Here is a 22,389-nt window from a genome sequence, read left to right as displayed (position 1 = left end):
GGCCTTTCCATGTCGAAGGCATATGAAAAAGCGGGAGTTAATATAGAAGCTGGCTATGAGTCAGTTGAACGCATGAAGTCTCACGTAGCACGAACATCCCGAAAAGGGGTAGCAGGTGCATTTGGTGGGTTCGGCGGAATGTTCGATCTATCTGCGCTCGAATATAAAGAACCGGTACTCATTTCCGGTACAGACGGTGTTGGAACGAAATTGAAATTGGCTTTCATGGCGGACCGTCATGACACGATCGGAATTGACTGTGTCGCAATGTGTGTGAATGATATCGTGGCACAAGGTGCAGAGCCATTGTATTTCCTTGACTATGTTGCACTAGGTAAAGCGGTCCCTGAAAAAGTGGAAGCAATCGTTAAAGGTGTAGCGGATGGTTGTGTACAATCGGGTGCGGCCTTGATAGGTGGAGAAACGGCTGAAATGCCAGGTCTTTACGAAGAAGATGAATATGATTTGGCTGGCTTTGCTGTAGGAGCTTGTGAAAAGAGCAAGCTGGTTACAGGCGAGCGTGTACAAGAAGGTGACGTATTAGTTGGAATCGCATCGAGCGGTATTCACTCGAACGGTTTCTCTTTAGTACGCCATATTGTATTTGAACAATTGGGCGCAGATATTAACGGTACGATTGAAGGCCATGAAAATCTCGGTACAGTAGCGGATGCATTGTTAAAGCCAACTAAGATCTACGCAAAGCCGGTACTTGAAATGCATCAAAAGCTTGATGTGCACTCCATGGGTCATATTACGGGTGGTGGATTCTTCGAAAACCTTCCACGTATGTTCTCTGAAGGATTTGGAGTAGAAGTAGATTTAGGTGCTTGGCCTGTACTTCCTGTATTCCACATGTTGAAAGCAAAAGGCGAATTAACAGATCGTGATTTATATAGCGTATTCAATATGGGTGTTGGGTTCGTCGTAGCCTTACCGGAAGCAGAAGCTGATCAAGCAATCGAAATCGCTAAAGCACATGGTGAAGAAGCATATGTAATCGGACGTGTTACGAAGCAAGAAGGCGTAACATTTAACGGTGAGCATGACGGGACATTGTCATAATGAATAAAGTAAAGATCGCAGTATTTGCTTCAGGGAGCGGCAGTAACTTTGCCGCTTTGGCAGAAGCTTGTAAAGCGGAGCGCATTCCAGCTGAAATCGTTTTAATGGTGACAGATAAACCGGATGCTTTCGTCAATGAACGGGCAAACGAAATAGGTATACCAATTGCGGCCATTCGTCCTCGTGATTTCGAAACAAAAAAAGCATATGAGCAAGCAGTACTTGAAGCATTACAAGAAGCACAAGTGGAGTGGCTAATATTGGCTGGCTATATGCGATTGATCGGTCCTGTTTTATTAGAAGCATATCCTGAACGGATCATCAATATCCATCCATCGTTATTGCCTTCATTCCCAGGTAAGGATGCGATTGGACAAGCTGTAGCTGCCGGCGTTAAAGTAACAGGTGTTACAGTTCATCTTGTAGATGAAGGAATGGATACAGGTCCGATTTTAGCACAACGTGCAGTGGACGTTATTGATGGCGATGCCGAGCGAACTGCTTTAGCTATCCATGCCGTGGAACATGAATTATATACCACAACATTGCAAAACTTATTTAAAAAATGAAGAGCCTGTTGAGATGACAGGCTTTTTTTATAAACTGGAGGGAATTTCTTTGAAAAAACGCGCATTGTTAAGCGTATCGGATAAAAGTGGAATACTAGAATTTGCGAAAGAACTCGAACAGCTTGGATATGAATTATTATCTACTGGTGGTACAATGAAGCATTTGAAAGACAATGGTATTGCTGTAACGGCTGTAGATGAAGTAACAGGATTCCCAGAAATCATGGAAGGCCGCGTGAAAACATTGAATCCGATGATTCACGGTGGATTACTTGCAAAACAAGATGACCCTGGACATCAAGCGCAAATGGAAGAACACGGCATCCAGCCAATCGATGTAGTCTGTGTTAACTTGTATCCATTCAAAGAAACGATTTCTAAACCAGACGTATCAGCAGAAGATGCGATCGAAAATATTGATATTGGTGGACCAGCAATGCTTCGCGCATCTGCAAAGAATCATACATACGTAACTGTCATTGTGGATGCAGCTGACTACGGTGCGGTACTCGACGAACTGAAAGCGGATGGCAAGACGACTCTTGAAACACGCCGTCGTTTAGCAGCTAAAGTATTCCGTCATACAGCAGCCTATGATTCATTGATTTCAGGCTACTTGACAGATCTTGCAGGCGAACAATTCCCAGAACAAGTTACCTATACATACGAGTTGAAGCAACCATTGCGTTATGGAGAAAATCCTCATCAGCAGGCAGCATTCTATAGTCGCCCGCTTGGATCGGATTTCTCGATCGCCTATGCAGAACAGCTTCACGGAAAAGAATTATCTTATAACAATATCCAGGATGCGAATGCAGCGATTCAAATTGTAAAGGAATTCACTGAGCCTGCAGCCGTTGCGGTTAAGCACATGAATCCATGTGGTGTAGGTACAGGAGAGACTATTGCAGAAGCTTTCCAAAAAGCTTATGAAGCGGATTCTACGTCTATTTTTGGTGGAATTATTGCGTTGAATAAAGAAGTGGACCAGGAAACAGCCGTGCAACTTGCTGATATATTCCTTGAAATTGTCATTGCTCCTTCATTTACAGAAGAAGCACTTGAGACATTAACGAAGAAGAAAAACATTCGTCTCTTAACGATTTCATTTGAACAGCAGAAAAAAGATCAGTGGAACACGGTATCCGTTGAAGGTGGATTGTTGATGCAACAACCTGATGCGCATGGTTTTGAAGAAGCAGATATCAAAGTGGCAACAGACCGAGAGCCGACTGAAGCAGAATGGAATGCGATGAAACTGGGTTGGGCAGTTGTCAAGCACGTGAAGTCCAATGCGATCGTCGTAACAGATGAGCATATGACAATCGGTGTAGGTGCAGGTCAGATGAACCGTGTAGGTGCTGCGAAAATTGCTCTGACACAAGCAGGCGAACGTGCAAAAGGAGCAGCTCTTGCATCTGATGCATTCTTCCCTATGGATGATACAGTTGAAGCAGCGGCAAAAGCAGGTATTACGGCAATCATTCAACCGGGTGGTTCAGTAAAAGATGCAGATTCCATTAAAAAAGCCAATGAATACGGCATTACGATGGTATTCACGGGTGTACGTCATTTTAAACACTAAGAGTGCAGGGAGTAGATCAACATGAAAGTTCTTGTAATTGGAAGTGGCGGTCGTGAACATGCGATAGCCAAACAGTTTAACCAAGCGCCTTCTGTATCAGAAGTATTTGTCGCGCCTGGCAACGACGGTATGCAGCAAGATGCAACATGTGTGCACATTGCAGCTACAGACTTTGAGGCTTTGGCAAATTTTGCAATCGAACAGCGTGTTACGTTGACGTTCGTTGGACCGGAACAGCCGCTAGCGGAAGGAATTGCTGATTATTTCTTAGCTAAAGGTTTAACAGTATTCGGCCCGACTCAAGCGGCTGCTCGCATCGAAGGCAGTAAGTCATTCGCCAAGGAAATCATGGACAAGTATGATATTCCAACAGCGGCTTATGGAACATTCACGGATGCTGAAGAAGCAAAGTCATTCATCCGCGAACAAGGTGCCCCAATTGTTGTGAAAGCTGATGGATTAGCAGCTGGAAAAGGTGTAATCGTCGCGATGGAATTACAGGAAGCGTTAGATGCGGTAGATGACATGATCGGCAATCAAAAGTTCGGTGAATCATCATCACGTGTGGTGGTAGAAGAATTTCTCGATGGTGAAGAGTTCTCTTATATGTCGTTCGTTCATGACGGACAAATCTACCCAATGGTAATTGCACAAGATCACAAACGTGCGTATGACGGTGATCGCGGTCCGAACACTGGCGGAATGGGAGCATATTCTCCAGTACCGCAAATTTCGGATGCAATTGTGCAAGAAGCATATGATCGCGTAGTCGTACCTACTGTCGAGGCTATGACGGAAGAAGGAATTCCTTTTACAGGTATCCTCTATGCTGGTTTAATACTTACTGAACAAGGTCCAAAAGTTATTGAATTCAATGCCCGCTTTGGTGACCCAGAAACGCAAGTTGTCTTACCGCGGATGAAATCGGATTTTGGTAAGTTCATGGAAGCACTAATGGCTGGAGAATCATTCGATCTTCAATGGTATGAAGAAGCGATGTTAGGCGTTGTCATTGCATCGGAAGGGTATCCTTCTGATGTAGTGAATGGCCGTGCACTCCCAAACCTTGATGTACTGACTGATAAAGGACTTGACGTCTTTCATGCAGGCACAAAGCTAGAAGATGATCACTTCGTCGGAAACGGTGGGCGTGTACTTCTTGTTGCAGCGAAAGCAGCTACGTTAAAGGAAGCACAGGAGAAAGTCTACAATGGCCTTGCTGATCAATCATGGGATGGATTCTTCCACCGTACGGATATTGGATGGCGTACATTTGAATAAAAAATTAAATGGGACTGTCTTAGAAGTGTTGTATTACTTCTAAGACAGTCTTTTTTAATACTATAGGAAGGCGTTTGAAGTCTGTAAACATGTAGTAGATGCTGCATACAATTTATTCAGCTTGGGAAAATCAAGTTATCCACAACATATTATATAATTTGTGGTTTGTTAGTGGAGAAAGTGTGAGTAAGTTGTTGGTAATGTGTGTAAGTATTCAGTATCTTGTGGATTAATAAAAAGTCGCTTGTGGACAACATTTATGTGACGTAGCTATTCCAGATTGAATTGCTATGTTACGATAAAGCAATAGTTAACAAACTAGAAAACTACTTTTAGGGACGGTGATCGGCATGTGGAGTGCGAAAGAAATACAGTCACAACTTGCAATTATTGATGGACAGAAAGCTCCTGATATCGTAATTAAAAATGCTACGTACTTACATTCTATATTCAAGAAATGGGCGCAAGGAAACATTTGGATTCAAGGTGACCGAATCATTTATGTAGGGGAGCGCATGCCGGCTATGCTTGAAGGAACAGAATGTGTTGATGCTTTCGGCAAGAAAATAGTCCCGGGATACATCGAGCCGCATGTTCATCCCTTCCAATTATATAATCCAGAAACATTTGCTGACTATGCAGCACGTCGAGGAACAACAACTTTTATCTCAGATAATCTCATCTTGTTCTCGATGCTGGATCAGCAAACAGCGTTTACGTTTATTGATCAACTGAATGAACTGCCATTCTCATTTTATTGGTGGGCACGTGTTGATTCGCAAACTGTATTGCAAAATGAAAAAGAGCTTTTCAATCCCGTAGATATTGTGAAATGGATGGAGCGTCCTGATGTATTGATGACAGGAGAGCTGACAGGTTGGCCTAGACTACTACAAGGTGATCAAAATATCATGCAGTCTTTAATGGAATCAAAACGACTTGGTAAAAAGATCGAAGGACATTTCCCAGGCGCATCGGAACGTACACTGGCCCGAATGAAATTGCTTGGAGCAGACGGCGATCATGAGGCGATGACTGTGGACGAAGTGGAAAGACGATTGCAGCAAGGCTATGCTGCCACATTACGCTACTCTTCAATTCGTCCAGACCTTCCAGATTTATTGAAAGGTATTGTTGAGAAGGAATGGGATGTTTTTGATCATTTGATGATGACGACAGATGGTTCCACACCATCGTTCTACCGTGAAGGCGTAATGGACCAATGCATTCAGATAGCACTTGACGCGGGAGTACCACCGATCGATGCGTATCAAATGGCATCATATAACGTGGCGAGGTACTACGATATTACGGATTTGCATAGTGTAATTGCGACAGGCCGTTTTGCGACATTGAACTTTTTAGAGGATGAACATAATCCAGTGCCAACTGATGTATTATCAAAAGGGAAGTGGGTACTCCGAGATAGTATATCTTCTGATGCTTTCAAAGCGGTGGACTGGAAAGCGTTGCCGGCATTTGAATTACCTTATAAACTGACAGATGAAGACTTCACATTCCCATCTTCAATGGGAATTCAAATGATGAATGATGTGATTACGAAAGTATATGAAAGCGAACTGGATCTCAGTAGTCCAACTATTGCTTCTGGTGATGAATGCTATTTGATGTTATTGGATAAGAAAGGCAAGTGGCGAGTCAATACGATGTTGAAAGGGTTCGGGAATAATCTGCAAGGTTTTGCATCTTCCTATTCAAATACGGGTGATGTATTATTGATTGGGCAGGATTGGCAAGAGATGAAGAGAGCGTTTAATGAAATTAAGAAAATAGGCGGGGGCATGGCACTCGCTGAAAATGGTAAGATAATTGAAACGTTACCACTACAAGTTGCCGGCGGATTGTCTGTTCAACCGATGGAAACCATCATTGAAGAAGAGTTAGCTATGAAAAAGGCATTAAGAGAGCGTGGCTATGCGCATGGAGATGCCGTATATACGCTGTTATTCCTTCAGTCTGTTCACTTGCCGTATGTCCGCATCACGCCGATTGGTGTCGTGCAAGTAATGAAAAATGAACTATTAATACCTCATGTAGAAAGGTAGGAACATATATTGAGATGGAATGGACGAAAGTTACTCTTGACGGCCGCGGTTAGCTTGTTATGTCTTGGGGGTTGTTCTTCGAAAGGTCAACCTGAACCAGAGGAACAACAAAATTCGATTGAAGTATCTCCTTTTACAGGTGAAATTACAGATGCAATCGACAACCGTCCTATTATAGCAACAATTAGTAATATACCTGCTGCTCGTCCACAGTCGGGACTTTCAGATGCAGATCAGATATATGAATTCTTAGCAGAAGGTCAAGTTACGCGCTTCGCTGCACTATTTCAAAGTAAAGTACCTGATCAGATAGGTCCTATTCGAAGTGCTCGTGATTATTTCGTAAACTTAGCAGAAGGTATGGATGCATTTTATATCGCTCACGGTTATAGTCCGGATGCAAAGAAATTACTTGATGATCGGGTAGTCGATCATATAAATGGCATAAATCATGACGGGACTTTATTCGAACGTTCAGCAGATCGTCAAGCTCCGCATAACTCGTATATTTCAAAGAAACATATTGCAGAAGCATTTGGTCTTGTGAATGCATCTGAAAAAATCACTGCACAGCCGTCCTTTTCTTTCCTTAATCCTGATGAAAGTGATAAAATAGGGGATATAGCATCAGCGGTTCAAGTATCGTACAGTTCAGATCCGAATTTCATTAGTACGTATCAATATGATCAAGAAGAAAATCGGTATTATCGATCTGTAAACGGTATTGATACAGTAGATAAGTTAAACGAACGACGTATAGAACTGGCGAATATCATCGTGATGGAAATGGCTCATCAAACAGTTGATCAACAAGGCAGGCTCACAATTGATCTAGAATCTGGCGGCCAAGCTATGCTGTTTCATGAAGGGATCGCTAAACCGATCGAATGGCAAAATAAAGATGGATTTTTAACTCCAGTGGAACAAGGTGTACCTGTTAAATTAACAGCCGGGAAAACTTGGATCCACATTGTGCCATCATTATCAGGTCCTTCTACTTCCGTCACTTATACTCCGTAAGATCGACATAGAGAGAGGGCGAGAACATGCAAATAGATAAAATCCGCGGAGAACAAATAGATCAGTTGTTCCAAGCAATTCTAGAACTAAAAGATGTAGAAGAATGTTATATGTTTTTCGATGATATTTGCACGATGAGTGAAGTCCAATCACTGGCACAAAGACTGGATGTAGCCCATAAACTCAAACTGAAAAAAACCTATGACAGCATCCAACAAGAAACAGGCGCAAGTACAGCTACGATCTCCCGCATACGCCGTTGCGTAGACTACGGGTCTGGTGGCTACAACCTTATGTTGGATCGACTTTACCCTGAACTTCAAAACAATCAAACAAAAAACAACTAACACAACCGGCCAGGGATAATACCCCACCGGTTTTTTAAAAGTTATATATAACTACTATGACAAAAGAAGGTGGAAATAAAAAATGGACTATAAAACATGGCGACATGCATTTAAAATTGATCCAGCGAAAAATATATCAGATAAACAAGTAGAAGCCATAGCGGAGTCTGGAACGGATGGAGTCATCATTGGTGGGTCTGACGGTGTCACATTGGAAAACGTACTTGATTTACTTGCACGTTTCCGTCGTTTTTCCGTACCACTTGCATTGGAAGTATCTACTGTTGAATCCGTCACGCCAGGATTCGATTATTACTTCATTCCAACTGTCTTAAACACAACGGATTCAAAATGGCTGAACGGCTTGCATCACGAAGCCCTTCGGGAATACGGCCATATGATGAACTTCGATGAGCTGGTTACAGAAGGTTACTGCATTTTTAATCTGGATTGTACAGCTGCAAAGGTGACTGGCGTAGACCGTGTTCCGGATGAAGAAGATGTACAAGCATATGCACGGATGGCTGAGCACTTATTTACCTTGCCGATTTTTTATTTAGAGTACAGTGGGCAATACGGCGATCCACAAATTGTTCGGTCAGCAAAAGAATTACTTACTAACACGCGTCTCTTTTATGGTGGTGGAATTCGCTCAACAGAACAAGCGAAAGAAATGGCGGCCATTGCAGATACTGTAGTGGTAGGAAATGTTGTATACGATGATCTACAAGTGGCTCTTAAAACAGTCGATGCTGTGAAATCTGTTCCTTTACCTATGTGAGTAGTATATAATTAGAACAAACGTTCCTAAAAGGCGGTACTAATATGAATAAACTATCAGATGATTTATTAAAAGGCATGAATCCCGAGCAAGCGCGTGCAGTCAAAACGACAGAGGGACCGTTGCTCATTATGGCGGGTGCAGGTTCAGGGAAGACTCGTGTATTGACGCACCGAATTGCATATTTGGTTGTGGAAAAACAAGTGTACCCGTCCAATATATTAGCCATTACATTTACAAATAAGGCGGCACGTGAAATGCGTGACCGAATTGATGGATTACTAGGTCCAGGCTCTGGAGAACGTATGTGGGTTTCAACTTTCCACTCGATGTGTGTTCGAATTTTACGCAGGTTCGTAGATCGAATCGGCTTATCTAAAAATTTCACTATCCTTGACAGTGCGGATCAATTGACTGCAATGAAACGTGTATTGAAAGAACTGAATCTCGATCCGAAACAGAATGATCCACGTGCGATGCTCGGAATTATTGGCAATGCGAAAAACGAATGTATAGACGCGATTGAATTCCGTAAAAATTCGAATCCTCAAAACCCTCATGAACGTACAGTAGCTGATATCTATGATCGTTATACTAAAAAGTTACGTCAAAACCAGTCGATGGATTTTGATGACTTGATCATGATGACAACAGTCTTGTTTGAACGAGTTCCTGAAGTGCTTGAGTATTATCAAAATAAATTTCAGTATATTCATGTGGATGAGTACCAAGATACAAACAATGCGCAGTATCGTCTCGTCAAAATGCTGGCATCAAAATTCCGTAATGTCTGTGTAGTAGGTGACTCCGATCAGTCGATCTATCGCTGGCGTGGTGCGGATATTGGTAACATACTATCTTTTGAAAAAGATTATAAAGAAGCGAATGTCATTCTTTTAGAGCAAAACTACCGTTCCACCAAGAGAATTTTGCAAGCAGCAAATGAAGTGATCGACAATAATAAAAGTCGCTATGATAAGAAATTGCGCACAGATAACCCCGAGGGTGAATTAATCTCCATTTATAAAGCGCGCGATGAAAAAGATGAATCACAATTTGTTGTCCAACAAATCATTGAATTGAAAGAAAAACTCGGATTACCATTGGATCAATTTGCAATTTTATACCGAACTAACGCACAGTCCCGTCTAATTGAGGAATACTTATTAAAGTCAAACCTTGATTATACAATTGTAGGCGGCACGAAATTCTATGATCGAAAAGAGATTAAAGATTTACTCGCTTACTTACGTCTAATTGCGAATCATGATGATGACCTAGCGCTGGCAAGAATTATTAATGAACCAAAACGAAGTATCGGTGCAACTTCATTTGAACGTATGGCGACGTTTGCATTACAAAATGACCGCTCCATTTTCGATTCATTGCAGGAAGTAGATTTTATGGGCTTACCTAAAAGAGCATTAACAGAAGCGGTGAAATTCCATGAATTGATCAATGGATTCACTCAAATGCAAGAATTTTTATCAATCACCGAACTAGTGAAAGAAGTTATTGACAAATCAGGCTATCGTGAGATGTTGGAAAAAGAAAAATCAATCGAGGCAGAAAGCCGTCTTGAAAACATTGAAGAGTTTTTATCGGTTACAGAAGCGTTTGAGAAACGTGCAGCTGAAGAAGAGGAAGAACCTTCCCTCGTTGCATTCTTGACTGACCTCGCTTTAGTAGCGGATATTGATACTTTAGATAAAGAAGAGAACACTTCCACCGAGAAAATCGTCCTAATGACGATGCACGCAGCAAAGGGCTTAGAATTCCCTGTGGTCTTTGTGCTTGGCATGGAAGAAAACATATTCCCACATATTCGAGCACTTGCAGATCCGGAAGAAATGGAAGAAGAACGAAGACTCGCGTATGTTGCGATTACACGCGCGGAACAGCGCCTTTACCTGACAAGTGCAGGTCACCGGATGTTGTTCGGTAAATCAAACTTCAATCAACCATCTCGTTTTCTCAATGAAATTTCAGACGAACTAACAGAGCTATTGGCAGATGGGAATGGCATGAGTGTGCCTTTCGCTCAAGCACCTAAAGCGAAAACCAGACGTCCTGCAGTCAAACGTCCGGCCTATAATGAAAGTGGCGGAGAAAAAATGCAGTGGAAACCAGGAGATAAGGCGTCCCATAAAATATGGGGAACTGGAACGGTTGTGAGTGTGAAAGGGAAGGCAGATGATATGGAACTGGACATTGCATTCCCTAACCCAGTAGGTATCAAGCGACTATTAGCTAAATTTGCACCGATTGAAAAAGAATAAAGCGTTCCTAAGGAGTGTGGAGAGTAGATGGATGATGTTCTAGAACTAGAGAAGCGGGTAGCGGAGCTCAATAAAACCTTGCATGAATACGGGCGTGCATACTATGAGTTGGATGCCCCTATCGTTCCCGATTCAGAATATGATGAGAAGATGAAGGAATTGTTGGCGATTGAAGAAGAACATCCTGACTTAATCTACCCGGATTCACCGACACAACGAGTTGGCGGAGCACCACTCGAGGTGTTTAATAAAGTCGTTCATCGTCATCCGATGCTTAGTTTGGCAAATGCATTTAACGAAGAAGACTTAAAGGATTTCGACAGGCGTGTGAAAGAAGCGACTGGGAATGCTGTGTACGTTTGTGAACTGAAGATCGATGGTCTTGCCGTTTCATTGCAATATGAAAATGGTCGTCTTGTACAAGGCGCTACTCGTGGAGACGGCTCAGTCGGAGAAGACATCACAGCCAACTTAAAAACTATTCGCTCGATACCGCATAAATTGGATGAGTCTTTAACAATTGAAGTGCGTGGCGAAGCGTATATGCCCAAGAATTCATTTGTTAAATTGAATGAAGACCGTGATGAAGCGGGTGAAGTACCTTTTGCCAATCCACGAAATGCAGCTGCAGGATCACTTCGTCAATTGGATTCAAAAGTAGCGGAGAGTAGAAATTTAGCTACTTTCATTTATGCAGTAGGCGGCGATGCGGAAGTATATGGCTTAGACAGTCACTCGGATGCGCTCAATAAAGTGGATGAACTAGGATTGACGACGAATAAGGAACGTAAGCGCTGTACGACAATTGAAGAAGTATTAGAATACGTAGCCTACTGGACAGAAAATAGACTCAACCTCGATTATGAAATTGATGGTATTGTAATAAAAGTTGATAACTTCGAATCGCAAGAACAACTGGGTTATACAGCAAAGAGTCCTAAATGGGCTATTGCTTATAAGTTTCCTGCAGAAGAAGTGCACACTCAACTGTTGGATATTGAGTTAAGCGTAGGCCGGACAGGTGTAGTGACACCAACAGGTATTCTGGAACCGGTTCTTGTAGCAGGTACAACAGTGGGGCGAGCATCTTTGCATAACGAAGACTTGATCCGTGAGAAAGATATTCGTATTGGTGATCACGTCGTGTTGCGAAAGGCAGGCGATATCATTCCCGAAATCGTCATGGCATTGAAAGAACAGCGAACGGGTGAAGAAGAACCGTTCCATATGCCTGATAACTGTCCTGTATGCGATTCAGAACTTGTTAGGATTGAAGGGGAAGTGGCGCTGCGTTGTGTGAATCCTAAATGTCCTGCGCAGATGAAAGAAGCATTAATCCATTTCGTTTCAAGAAGAGCCATGAATATCGATGGTGTTGGTGAAAAGCTAATTGAACAATTGTATACTACTGATTTGGTACAAGATGTATCTGATTTATATACCTTAACGAAAGAGTCACTATTGAGCTTGGAACGGATCGGAGAGAAATCCGCAACAAATATCTTGACGGCTATTGAACAGTCTAAAGAGAATTCATTAGAGAAATTGCTATTTGGGTTGGGCGTTCGCCATGTCGGTGAAAAAGTCGCAAGAATCTTAGCGGAAGAGTATCGTACCCTCGATGCGTTAGAACAAGCAACAGAAGAAGAACTTGTAAATATTTTTGAAATCGGTGCGATTGTTGCTGATTCTGTGACTACTTACTTTAGTACGGAAGAAGTTCAGGAAGTAATGAACAAGTTGCGTTCCTATGGTGTGAATACGGTTTATAAAGGTGCCACACGTGAAGAGTTGCCAACTACCGGACCTTTCGCTGGAAAAACAATTGTCCTAACAGGTAAGCTCGCGGAATTGACGCGTGGAGAAGCTAAAGAACGAATTGAATCGCTTGGCGGGACTGTCAGTGGCAGTGTCAGTAAGAAAACGGATCTGGTCATTGCAGGCGAAGATGCAGGCTCCAAATTGACGAAAGCGCAAGAATTAGAGATTGAAATTTGGGACGAACAAGCCATGCTTGATGCCCTTGGAGTGGATATGAATGAAAACAACGACTAAATGGCTTATGACGGGCATTCTGTCAGCAGTCTTGCTGACAGGGTGTGTACCGGCGCCGAGCGATGATTCGGAAAAAGCAGTGCAAGAAACAGAAGAAAGTGAGCAGGAAATGGTGCTCATTCCTGATACTCAAGTTAAAAAGGAGTACTACAGGACACCAGTTCCATTTAAAAAGAGTGCAAGCCGAGGGTTGGTCGTCAATAATCTCAATACGAAGTATGATATTCAGGAAACAGAGGAAGGCTTATTGCGCTTGTCTTCGCTATATTACGATCCTAAAGATTATTTCTTCCAGGAAGGTCAGTATATAGACCGCGATACTGCGAAGCAATGGATCTCCAGAAAATCAAACTTTGAAGCAGGTCTCAATCCTGCAATTACTGATGATATGTCACCAGCTCAAATTGCGGATGAAGCACCGATTTATCTTGCGCATATCGTAGAGCAAAACTACTTACAAATGACAGATGACAAAAAAGTGAAATTAGCGGGGATATCTATCGGACTTGCAATGAACTCGATTTATTATCCACGTGAAGGCAGCGAACGCCGGATTGATGATAAGACAATTGAAGAAAAAGGCAAGAAGATGGCAGATATTATTTTGAGTAGATTGCGTAGTAAACCGGAGCTTGCGGATATTCCAATAGCGGTCGGGTTGTTTAAGCAAGAAAGTCGAAACGATATTGTGCCAGGCACATATTTTGCCACTTCATTTGCTGCAAAAGGAAAAAAAGAATTTACTGGTTGGAAAGAAGTGGACGAGCAATATGTATTACTTCCCGCGTCTTCATCAACGGGAAATTATCGTGACTTGAATACGACATTCAAGAACTTCAAACAAGACATTGATGATTACTTCCCAAGCTTTGTGAATGTCATTGGAACAGCTTTCTATAAAGACCAGAAACTATATTCATTACGAGTGGAAATTCCTATACAATTTTTTGGCAAGACAGAGCTGATTGGATTTTCGCAATACTTGACTTCACTGGTTAAAACGCATTTTAAAGATGTTCCCATCGAAGTAAGTGTAACGTCAGTTAATGGACCCGAAGTGCTAATTGTGAATGACAATGATCGAGAAGAACCGTTTGTACACGTCTATGGATATTGACAGTTTTTAGGTAGTAACACGAACTTTCCAAGAAACTGATTAAATGGTATGATTAATTGTACGATTGCAAAATGAGGAGGAACAATGTATGACAACATTTTCGAATGAAGACGTCAAGTATTTTGCGGATTTCGTCCGTATTGGCCTCTCCGAAGAAGACAAAGAAAAATTCTCTGCACAGATAGCAGATTTGATTGAAAGTGTAAGTAATTTAAAAGAAGTGGATGTTACAGACGTAAAACCTATGACGCATCCAGTTGCTATGATCAACGTCTTACGTGAAGATGAGCCAAAAGATATCTTGGACCGTGAAGTAATGCTAGCCAGTGCAGAAGATCAGGAAGATGGACTTATCAAGGTCCCAGATATTCTGTAATCGAATTCGCAGTATAGAATACCATTCATGGCACAATGATAGTAGGAGGAAAAGTGATGACGTTAACTAGTAAAACAGCAACAGAACTTCAAGCTCTTTTACAAAAAGGGGAAGTTACTGCTAAAGAAATAACAGAAGCAACATTACAAACGATTGAACAACGAGAAGAGAAAATTCACGCGTTCATTCATGTCGCAAAAGAAGAGGCAACCAAACGTGCAGAACAGCTTGATCAAGAAGCTGCTAATACACGTGGCAGTCTTTTTGGAGTTCCAATCGGAATTAAGGATAATATTGTAACAAAAGATATGACGACAACATGTGCAAGTAAAATGTTGGAAGACTTCGTACCTGTTTATAATGCAACGGCTATAGATAAATTAGAAGCTGCCGGTGCCATTAATATGGGGAAGCTCAATATGGATGAATTTGCCATGGGTTCTACAACTGAAACATCTTATTTCGGTAATACATTAAACCCATGGAATACAGATTATGTGCCAGGTGGCTCTTCAGGTGGTTCTGCAGCAGCAGTAGCAGCAGGAGAAGTCCCACTATCCCTTGGTTCGGATACTGGCGGCTCGGTTCGTCAACCAGCTGCATTCTGTGGAATTGTTGGAATGAAGCCTACATACGGTCGTATTTCACGTTTCGGTTTAACAGCGTTTGCTTCTTCACTTGATCAAATCGGTACATTGTCACGCACTGTGGAAGATAATGCATTATTGCTTAGCGTAATCGCAGGTGAAGATGACAATGATAGTTCATCTTCAGCAAAAGCGGTTCCGGATTTCACGGCAGCTCTTACAGGCGATATTAACGGTCTAAAAGTTGCAGTTCCAACACCATACCTAGGTGAAGGTGTTGATGCAGAAATCGCAACAGCAGTAAGAGAAGCAATTACTGTATTGGAATCCCTTGGAGCGGTTTGTGAAGAAGTGGAATTGCCACATATTCAATATGCGCCAACTACGTATTATGTAATATCTTCTTCGGAAGCTCAATCCAATCTTTCACGTTTTGACGGATTGCGTTATGGCTATCACACAGAAAATGCTGAAAACCTAGAGCAAGCATATTTCCGTACACGTCAAGAAGGATTTGGCGATGAAGTGAAAAAACGTATTATCTTCGGAACGTATGCAATGAGTGCGGATCATCATGAGGATTTGTATGTACGCGCACAAAAGACACGTACATTGATCGCACAAGACTTTGATACTGTATTTGAAAAGTATGATGTAGTCATCGGACCAACTACTGCTACAACGGCATTTAAGCTTGGCGAAACTGGCGGAGATCAGCTCGTTCATTATGCAAATGATGTTTTGGCTGTACCTGCGAACCTTACAGGCCGTCCAGCATTATCCGTACCATGTGGTTTCGTTAATGAACTACCGGTTGGATTGCAAATTATGGGTAAGCACTTTGACGAGGAAACATTATACAAAGTCGCTCATGCTTATGAGCAAGCTACAGATTTCCACAAGCGTACTCCATCGATTCAGGAGGGGAAATAATCATGAACTTCGAGACAATTGTCGGATTAGAAATCCACGTAGAGCTTAAAACAGACACTAAAATCATGTCTCCAGCACCTGCTCATTTCGGTGCAGAGCCAAATAAGAATATTCACGTTACAGACATCGCATATCCTGGTGTTTTACCTACGTTAAATAAAAAAGCTGTTGAATTTGGAATGAAGGCGTCTATGGCGTTGAACTGTGACGTTGCGCCGATCATGAACTTTGACCGCAAGCACTACTTCTACCCAGATAATCCGAAAGCATACCAAATCTCTCAAGACAAGCGTCCTGTAGGAGCAAATGGTTGGATTGAAATTGAAGTAGACGGTAAGAAGAAGAAAATCCGCATTGAACGTGTACATTTAGAAGAAGATGCAGGAAAACTGACGCATACAGAAAATGGTCATTCATTAGTAGACCTGAACCGTCAAGGAACACCGTTAATTGAAATTGTTACAGAAGCAGACGTACGTTCTCCAGAGGAAGCATATGCATTTTTGGAAAAACTAAAAGCGATTATTCAATATACAGGCGTATCTGATGTACGTATGGAAGAAGGCTCACTTCGTTGTGATGCAAATATTTCACTGCGTCCATTCGGTCAGGAGAAATTTGGTACAAAAACAGAGTTGAAAAACTTGAACTCGTTTAACTTTATTCGCCGCGGCATTGCGAATGAAGTAGCACGTCAAGAGAAAATTCTATTGTCTGGTGGTACTATTCAACAAGAAACTCGTCGTTATGACGAAGCAACTGGTGACACAGTATTAATGCGAATCAAAGGCAGTGCCAATGATTACCGCTTTATCAACGATCCAGACTTGCCTGAAGTTCACATCGAACAAGAATGGATTGATCGTGTTCGTAAAGAAATCCCAGAATTACCGGATGCTCGTAAAGCACGATATGTATCTGAACTGGATTTACCGGAATATGATGCACACGTACTAACTTTAACAAAGGAAATGTCTGATTTCTTTGATGCAACAGTAAAAGCTGGAGCGGATCCAAAATTGGCTTCCAACTGGTTGATGGGCGATGTATCAGCTTATCTAAATGCAGAATCGAAAGAACTACATGACACTCCATTGACACCTGAAAGCTTGGCGCAGCTTGTAAAATTGATTACAGATGGTACAATTTCTTCTAAAATCGCGAAAAAAGTATTTATTGACCTTGTGAAAAAAGGTGGAAATCCTGCTGATATCGTCAAAGAAAAAGGACTTGTTCAAATTTCTGATGAAGGTACATTGCGTACAATCATTACTGACATCTTGGACAACAATGAACAATCAATTGAAGACTTTAAAAATGGTAAAGATCGCGCAGTTGGGTTCTTAGTTGGACAAGTTATGAAAGCAACAAAAGGACAAGCCAATCCACCGCTTGTTAATAAATTATTGATGGAAGAGATCAAGAAGCGTTAATTTATTAATCAAATGAAAACGTTCCAGGAGAGGCCAAAATAGTCTGAACCTGGACGTTTTTCTACGTTAACTTATTCAGTGAAACAGGGGGGATTGTATTGAAAACAGAACAACAATATTTTGAAGAAGCTGTATCACTTCAAACGTATATGGACAAAATGGAAACACATAAGGAAAACAGTTTTTTGATCTATAATGCATTTGAAGTACCACAGGATGATGAATTTATTGAATTGCTGAAAGAAAAACAACCTCATGTATTAGTCATTACAGAAGACTGGTGTGGTGATGCGATGCTGAATAATCCAATCCTTCGAAAGATTACGGAAGCTGCTAATATAAATGTTCGCGCTGTGTTGAGGGATGAGAATCCAGAGCTGATTGACCGATATTTGACAAATGGCGGACGCTCAATTCCCATGTATCTACTATTAAATGCAGCAGGTGAGGTAGTCGAAAAGTGGGGACCTCGAGCACCGGTTCTTCAGAAATATGTGATGGATGGTCGCGCGCAGTTACCGGCTAAAGATGCACCTAATTTTGAAGAGAAACAAAAAATGTTTTATTCTCAGTTGATGTCTGAATATACATCTAAACCTGAGAATTGGCTTGCTGTTTATAGTGATATTCGTTCAACATGGCTTCCTGTTTTACAATTGTCTAAGTAACTATTTGTAAGAAACCATTTGGAAATGGTAAAGGTCTGACTTGTTTCAGACGCGAAAGGATCGAGGGGAAAGTGTATGAAACGTGCACGCATTATTTATAATCCTACTGCAGGAAGAGAAGTCTTCCGTAAACATTTAGCAGAAGTCCTCGAAAAATTGGAGAATGCGGGTTATGAAACATCCGCTCACGCTACAACTCGTGAAGGTGATGCTACAGTAGCAGCACGAGACGCGGTTCGCAGAGGATTCGATGTTATTATTGCTGCTGGCGGCGATGGGACGCTCAATGAAGTAGTTGCAGGTATCGGCCATTTTGATAAACGTCCAAAAATCGGTTTGATTCCTATGGGTACAACGAATGATTTCGCAAGAGCGTTGCGTATTCCGAGAGAGATTGATGATGCTGTAGATATCATTTGCCAAGGAGATTCCATTCCGGTCGATGTAGGTTTGATGAATGATCGCTATTTTATTAATATAGCGGGTGGCGGTCGAATGACGGAATTGACATATGAAGTACCAAGCCGTCTAAAAACAGTAATTGGCCAGCTGGCTTATTATTTAAAAGGTATTGAAATGTTACCTTCTATACATTCCAGTCATCTCCGTATTGAGTATGATGGAAATGTGTTTGATGAAGAAGCTATGATGTTTTTGATTGGTTTGACCAACTCAGTTGGTGGGTTTGAGAAATTAGCACCTAACTCGAGTATTAATGATGGATATTTCACATTGCTTATATTAAAGAAATGCAATATCGCAGAATTTATTCGTGTGGTTACATTAGCTTCTCGTGGAGAACATTTGGATGATCCTTTAGTTGTTTCAGCGAAGGCGGAAAAAATTGTGGTGACTTCCAAAAATGAAGTGTTATTGAACTTGGATGGAGAGTACGGTGGCGTGTTGCCCGCTACTTTCCAGAATTTATATCAACATGTCGAGATGTTTGTACCACTACAGAAGTTACGTCCGCAGGATCAAGTGAAGAAAATCAAATAAAAGAAAAAGTAAAAAGACTATTCCAGTCGAAGTTCTAACGTTCGGATGGAATAGTCTTTTATTGTGAAAAATTAATTGGGTGAGCCCGATGCAATACGCATCGTATCAGGTCGATATTAGATGTATTCAATCGCTTCTCCTTGTTTAGCAGCTAACTTTGGAACTTCTTGCAACGGCATCCAACGATAACTGAATAATTGACCTGCGTCTTTACCTTCACCTTCTACGATATATTCCCATTCATGCTTGTTTTCTCCTAGATAAGAAAAATGGAAAATCGTACGTTCATAAATAACGTTTTTATCTTCTGGGAAGTATTTTGAAGCTTTAACTTTACCTTCTAGTATAAGTTCATCACGCACGATACCGGATTCTTCTTCGATTTCTCGATACAAAGCATCCAATAGTAGTTCGTTGCGTTCGATTGTACCACCAGGAACTTGTAAACCTGCTTCAGGCTGATCTTTTTGCTCATAAACAAGCAATTTACGGTGTCTGCCTTCCCCTTTTGTAATATACGCTAATACTTTTCTTTTTACTCTTTTCATTCACTTTCACCTCTCATTAGTCAATCCATTATACTGTAAATTAATGAGAAATACAAGTGAAATGAGTTAATCGATTATTATACAACAATTAGATGTGCTCTGAATATGAAAATACGTCTAAATTTCGACAAATTTCTTTTGGGAAACAGGTTATTGAAATGAGTTTTAAGGGAAACCCTAAAATAGAACTACGTAGGGAGTGATGGTGTGTATAAAAGACAAGAAAAGCATCTGATGTGGTTGGCATTTATTGTCGCGGGTATTATGCTGCTATCAATTATTGGAAGACTATTTTCGTAGGAAGGAGGTGGGCTGTGTGGACTCAGTTTTTTATTCCAGAGTGTTGACTGAATTGACATTATCATTTCATATTATCTATGCAACGATTGGGGTAGGTGTCCCACTTATGATCATGCTGGCCCAGTGGGTTGGTATCAAGAAAAACGATGAGCACTATATCTTGCTGGCCAGACGTTGGGCGCGCGGTTTCGTCATCACTGTAGCCGTCGGGGTTGTGACAGGAACAGCAATTGGGTTACAGCTGTCCTTATTATGGCCAAACTTTATGGAGCTGGCGGGAAATGTAATTGCTTTACCATTATTCATGGAGACATTCGCTTTCTTTTTTGAAGCGATTTTCCTCGGTATTTACCTATATACATGGGATCGTTTTGAAAACCAAAAGAAACATTTTCTACTCCTTATTCCAGTCGCGCTTGGAGCTTCATTCTCTGCAGTATTCATAACCATCGTAAACGCCTTCATGAATGCACCACAAGGCTTTAATTTGGTTAATGGGGAATTGATCAACGTCAACCCTCTTGTGGCAATGTTCAATCCTGCCATGCCCACAAAAGTGGCACACGTAGTCGGGACAGCTTATATGACATCCGCTTTTTTATTGGCTGCCATTGCAGCGTTTCGTTTGTTGCGTGGTTCAAATCATGTCTACCATAAAAAAGCTTTATATCTCACTTTGAAAGTGGGATTCATCTTTAGCGTGAGTGCAGCGCTGGTTGGTGATTTATCAGGAAAGTATTTAGCGGAGTATCAACCTGAAAAGCTGGCGGCTGCGGAATGGCATTTTGAGACGGAAGAAAATGCTCCCTTAATTCTGTACGGTGTGTTGGAGGATGGGGAAGTTAAATACGCCATTAAAATACCATATGCACTTTCCATCTTAGCGCACGGTTCACCCAGTGCTGAAGTCGTTGGGTTGGATCAGTTTCCTGAAGAAGATACACCTCCACTGTATATCCATTACCTCTTTGATATTATGGTAACGATCGGAATGATGTTAATGATGTTGTCGGCTATATACTGGATAGGTATGTGGCGAAGATGGTCATTTATCGAGTCTCGCTTATTCCGGTGGCTAATCGTTATAGGAGGACCGCTTGTTTTCATCTCACTCGAAGCGGGTTGGTGGTTAGCAGAAGTAGGCCGTCAGCCGTGGATATTACGTAATATTATGCGAACTGCTGAAGGTGCGACGACTAGTGGGCAGGTACCGACTATGCTTGTACTCTTTGCGCTTCTATACCTCGTTCTCGGTATCGGTAGTGTGGTTGTATTAAGAAGAATGTTCATCGGGAATCCTGTAGAACAAGAAATCATAGATCGGCAGCGGGAGAAAGGCGGTGACATTCGATGAATATCGAAATTCTTGGGATTACGGTATTGTGGGTGTTTTTGTTCGGCTACATTATGATTGGTGCGATTGATTTTGGAGCAGGTTTTTTCAACGCTTACAGTTTATTTACGGGCCGACAGCGAATATTGACTAATGTCATTCAGCGCTATTTGTCACCAGTCTGGGAAGTAACGAATGTTTTTCTAGTCTTCTTCTTCGTGGGGATTATTGGATTTTTCCCGAAAACCGCCTTTTATTATGGCACTACATTGCTAGTCCCGGTTAGTTTTGCCATTATTCTTCTGGCAGTACGGGGTTCCTACTATGCATTTGAGACGTATGGAGCCCGTGGCCATAAAGGATATTCTTTTGCCTATGGTTCGACGGGTTTATTACTTCCGGCATCACTGTCGATCGTATTGACGATTTCTGAAGGCGGATTTATTGAATTAGTGAATGGGCAGCCGGTTTTAGATTACTGGAAGTTGTTCACCAGCCCGCTTACTTGGTCAATTGTAGTCCTTAGCATAGCGGCAACACTGTATATCTCATCAGCATTTTTGACGTGGTATGCGAATAAAGCTGGGGATCGGGAGGCGACGCAACTTTTGAGGAAATATGCACTCATCTGGGCATTGCCGACGATCATTGCTGCAGGTGGGATTATATTCGAATTACGTAAACATAACCCGCTACATTACGAGAGTATTCAAACATTCTGGCCGATGTTTCTAATATCGTTCATACTGTTCCTGGGAACGGTTTACCTCATTTGGAAACAGCATCAATATGGTGTAGCATTCGGATTACTAATAGGACAGTTCATGTTCGCCTTCTTCGGTTATGGTGCATCACATTATCCATACTTGCTCTACCCGTACTTGACTATTTACGATAGCTTTACGAACCAAGCAATGGCGATTGCTTTAATCATTGCATTCATATGTGGGTTATTGCTGTTGATCCCATCGCTTTATTTACTATTACGTATGTTCTTGTTCAATAAAGAATATGTAAAAGGAAAAGAAAATCACCATGCATAAGGGG

19 protein-coding genes are annotated in these 22,389 nt (G+C 41.7%); 18 read left to right on the top strand and 1 reads right to left on the bottom strand.

The features are described 5' to 3' along the window. Positions 1-9: 9 nt before the first annotated feature. From purM to CSV80_RS09245, 16 genes are all read left to right on the top strand, one after another. Positions 10-1,065, top strand: coding sequence for a phosphoribosylformylglycinamidine cyclo-ligase (purM, locus tag CSV80_RS09320; protein ID WP_099670617.1), 1,056 nt, complete (start codon positions 10-12; stop codon positions 1,063-1,065). Continuing rightward, positions 1,062-1,634, top strand: a complete 573-nt coding sequence (gene purN / locus CSV80_RS09315; RefSeq protein ID WP_369802817.1) for a phosphoribosylglycinamide formyltransferase — start codon at positions 1,062-1,064, stop codon at positions 1,632-1,634. Before purM ends, purN begins: the two co-directional genes overlap by 4 nt. 49 nt (positions 1,635-1,683) lie before the next feature. Then, positions 1,684-3,219: a bifunctional phosphoribosylaminoimidazolecarboxamide formyltransferase/IMP cyclohydrolase gene (purH, locus tag CSV80_RS09310; RefSeq protein WP_099670625.1), complete on the top strand. Its 1,536-nt coding sequence runs from the start codon at positions 1,684-1,686 to the stop codon at positions 3,217-3,219. A gap of 21 nt (positions 3,220-3,240) precedes the next feature. Next, on the top strand, positions 3,241-4,500 hold the full coding sequence (purD, locus tag CSV80_RS09305) for a phosphoribosylamine--glycine ligase (protein WP_099670615.1): 1,260 nt from the start codon (positions 3,241-3,243) through the stop codon (positions 4,498-4,500). Between the two features lie 350 nt (positions 4,501-4,850). Continuing rightward, positions 4,851-6,566 (top strand): adenine deaminase C-terminal domain-containing protein, encoded by a 1,716-nt coding sequence (locus CSV80_RS09300; RefSeq protein WP_099670614.1) that lies wholly within the window; start codon positions 4,851-4,853, stop codon positions 6,564-6,566. 9 nt (positions 6,567-6,575) lie between these two features. Beyond that, positions 6,576-7,586, top strand: coding sequence for a DUF3048 domain-containing protein (locus CSV80_RS09295; protein WP_099670613.1), 1,011 nt, complete (start codon positions 6,576-6,578; stop codon positions 7,584-7,586). A gap of 26 nt (positions 7,587-7,612) precedes the next feature. Beyond that, positions 7,613-7,933 (top strand): YerC/YecD family TrpR-related protein, encoded by a 321-nt coding sequence (locus CSV80_RS09290; protein WP_083033852.1) that lies wholly within the window; start codon positions 7,613-7,615, stop codon positions 7,931-7,933. Positions 7,934-8,015: 82 nt separating this feature from the next. Then, entirely contained in the window at positions 8,016-8,714 is a 699-nt protein-coding gene (gene pcrB / locus CSV80_RS09285) for a heptaprenylglyceryl phosphate synthase (RefSeq protein ID WP_099670612.1), read from the top strand. A gap of 44 nt (positions 8,715-8,758) precedes the next feature. Continuing rightward, entirely contained in the window at positions 8,759-10,993 is a 2,235-nt protein-coding gene (gene pcrA, locus CSV80_RS09280) for a DNA helicase PcrA (RefSeq protein ID WP_099670611.1), read from the top strand. A 27-nt stretch (positions 10,994-11,020) separates the two neighbouring features. Beyond that, positions 11,021-13,048 (top strand): NAD-dependent DNA ligase LigA, encoded by a 2,028-nt coding sequence (ligA, locus tag CSV80_RS09275; protein WP_099670610.1) that lies wholly within the window; start codon positions 11,021-11,023, stop codon positions 13,046-13,048. Continuing rightward, the gene (locus tag CSV80_RS09270; RefSeq protein ID WP_099670609.1) at positions 13,032-14,165 is read left to right on the top strand and encodes a CamS family sex pheromone protein; all 1,134 of its coding nucleotides are present in this window, start codon (positions 13,032-13,034) and stop codon (positions 14,163-14,165) included. Before ligA ends, CSV80_RS09270 begins: the two co-directional genes overlap by 17 nt. A gap of 88 nt (positions 14,166-14,253) precedes the next feature. Beyond that, positions 14,254-14,541, top strand: coding sequence for an Asp-tRNA(Asn)/Glu-tRNA(Gln) amidotransferase subunit GatC (gene gatC / locus CSV80_RS09265; protein WP_029054966.1), 288 nt, complete (start codon positions 14,254-14,256; stop codon positions 14,539-14,541). A 56-nt stretch (positions 14,542-14,597) separates the two neighbouring features. Then, complete coding sequence (gatA, locus tag CSV80_RS09260) at positions 14,598-16,061, top strand: Asp-tRNA(Asn)/Glu-tRNA(Gln) amidotransferase subunit GatA (protein WP_099670608.1); 1,464 nt, start codon at positions 14,598-14,600, stop codon at positions 16,059-16,061. Positions 16,062-16,063: 2 nt separating this feature from the next. After that, complete coding sequence (gene gatB / locus CSV80_RS09255; protein ID WP_029054964.1) at positions 16,064-17,494, top strand: Asp-tRNA(Asn)/Glu-tRNA(Gln) amidotransferase subunit GatB; 1,431 nt, start codon at positions 16,064-16,066, stop codon at positions 17,492-17,494. Positions 17,495-17,592: 98 nt separating this feature from the next. Next, the gene (locus tag CSV80_RS09250) at positions 17,593-18,162 is read left to right on the top strand and encodes a thioredoxin family protein (RefSeq protein ID WP_099670607.1); all 570 of its coding nucleotides are present in this window, start codon (positions 17,593-17,595) and stop codon (positions 18,160-18,162) included. 75 nt (positions 18,163-18,237) lie between these two features. Then, entirely contained in the window at positions 18,238-19,161 is a 924-nt protein-coding gene (locus CSV80_RS09245; RefSeq protein WP_099670606.1) for a diacylglycerol kinase, read from the top strand. Positions 19,162-19,277: 116 nt separating this feature from the next. Here the strand turns inward: CSV80_RS09245 and CSV80_RS09240 are convergent, their stop codons facing one another. Further along, the gene (locus CSV80_RS09240; RefSeq protein ID WP_099635282.1) at positions 19,278-19,709 is read right to left on the bottom strand and encodes an NUDIX hydrolase; all 432 of its coding nucleotides are present in this window, start codon (positions 19,707-19,709) and stop codon (positions 19,278-19,280) included. A gap of 307 nt (positions 19,710-20,016) precedes the next feature. Between CSV80_RS09240 and CSV80_RS09235 the strand changes: the two genes are divergently transcribed. Continuing rightward, positions 20,017-21,363: a cytochrome ubiquinol oxidase subunit I gene (locus tag CSV80_RS09235; protein ID WP_099670605.1), complete on the top strand. Its 1,347-nt coding sequence runs from the start codon at positions 20,017-20,019 to the stop codon at positions 21,361-21,363. Then, complete coding sequence (locus tag CSV80_RS09230) at positions 21,360-22,385, top strand: cytochrome d ubiquinol oxidase subunit II (RefSeq protein ID WP_099670604.1); 1,026 nt, start codon at positions 21,360-21,362, stop codon at positions 22,383-22,385. The genes CSV80_RS09235 and CSV80_RS09230 overlap by 4 nt, the downstream gene beginning before the upstream one ends. Positions 22,386-22,389: the final 4 nt, after the last annotated feature.

The organism is Sporosarcina sp. P12(2017) (assembly GCF_002743035.1).
In the GTDB taxonomy this organism is placed as follows: Bacteria; Bacillota; Bacilli; order Bacillales_A; family Planococcaceae; genus Sporosarcina; species Sporosarcina ureae.
Note: the sequence above shows the minus strand (reverse complement) of the source record. Positions and strands in the feature narration are given on the sequence as shown.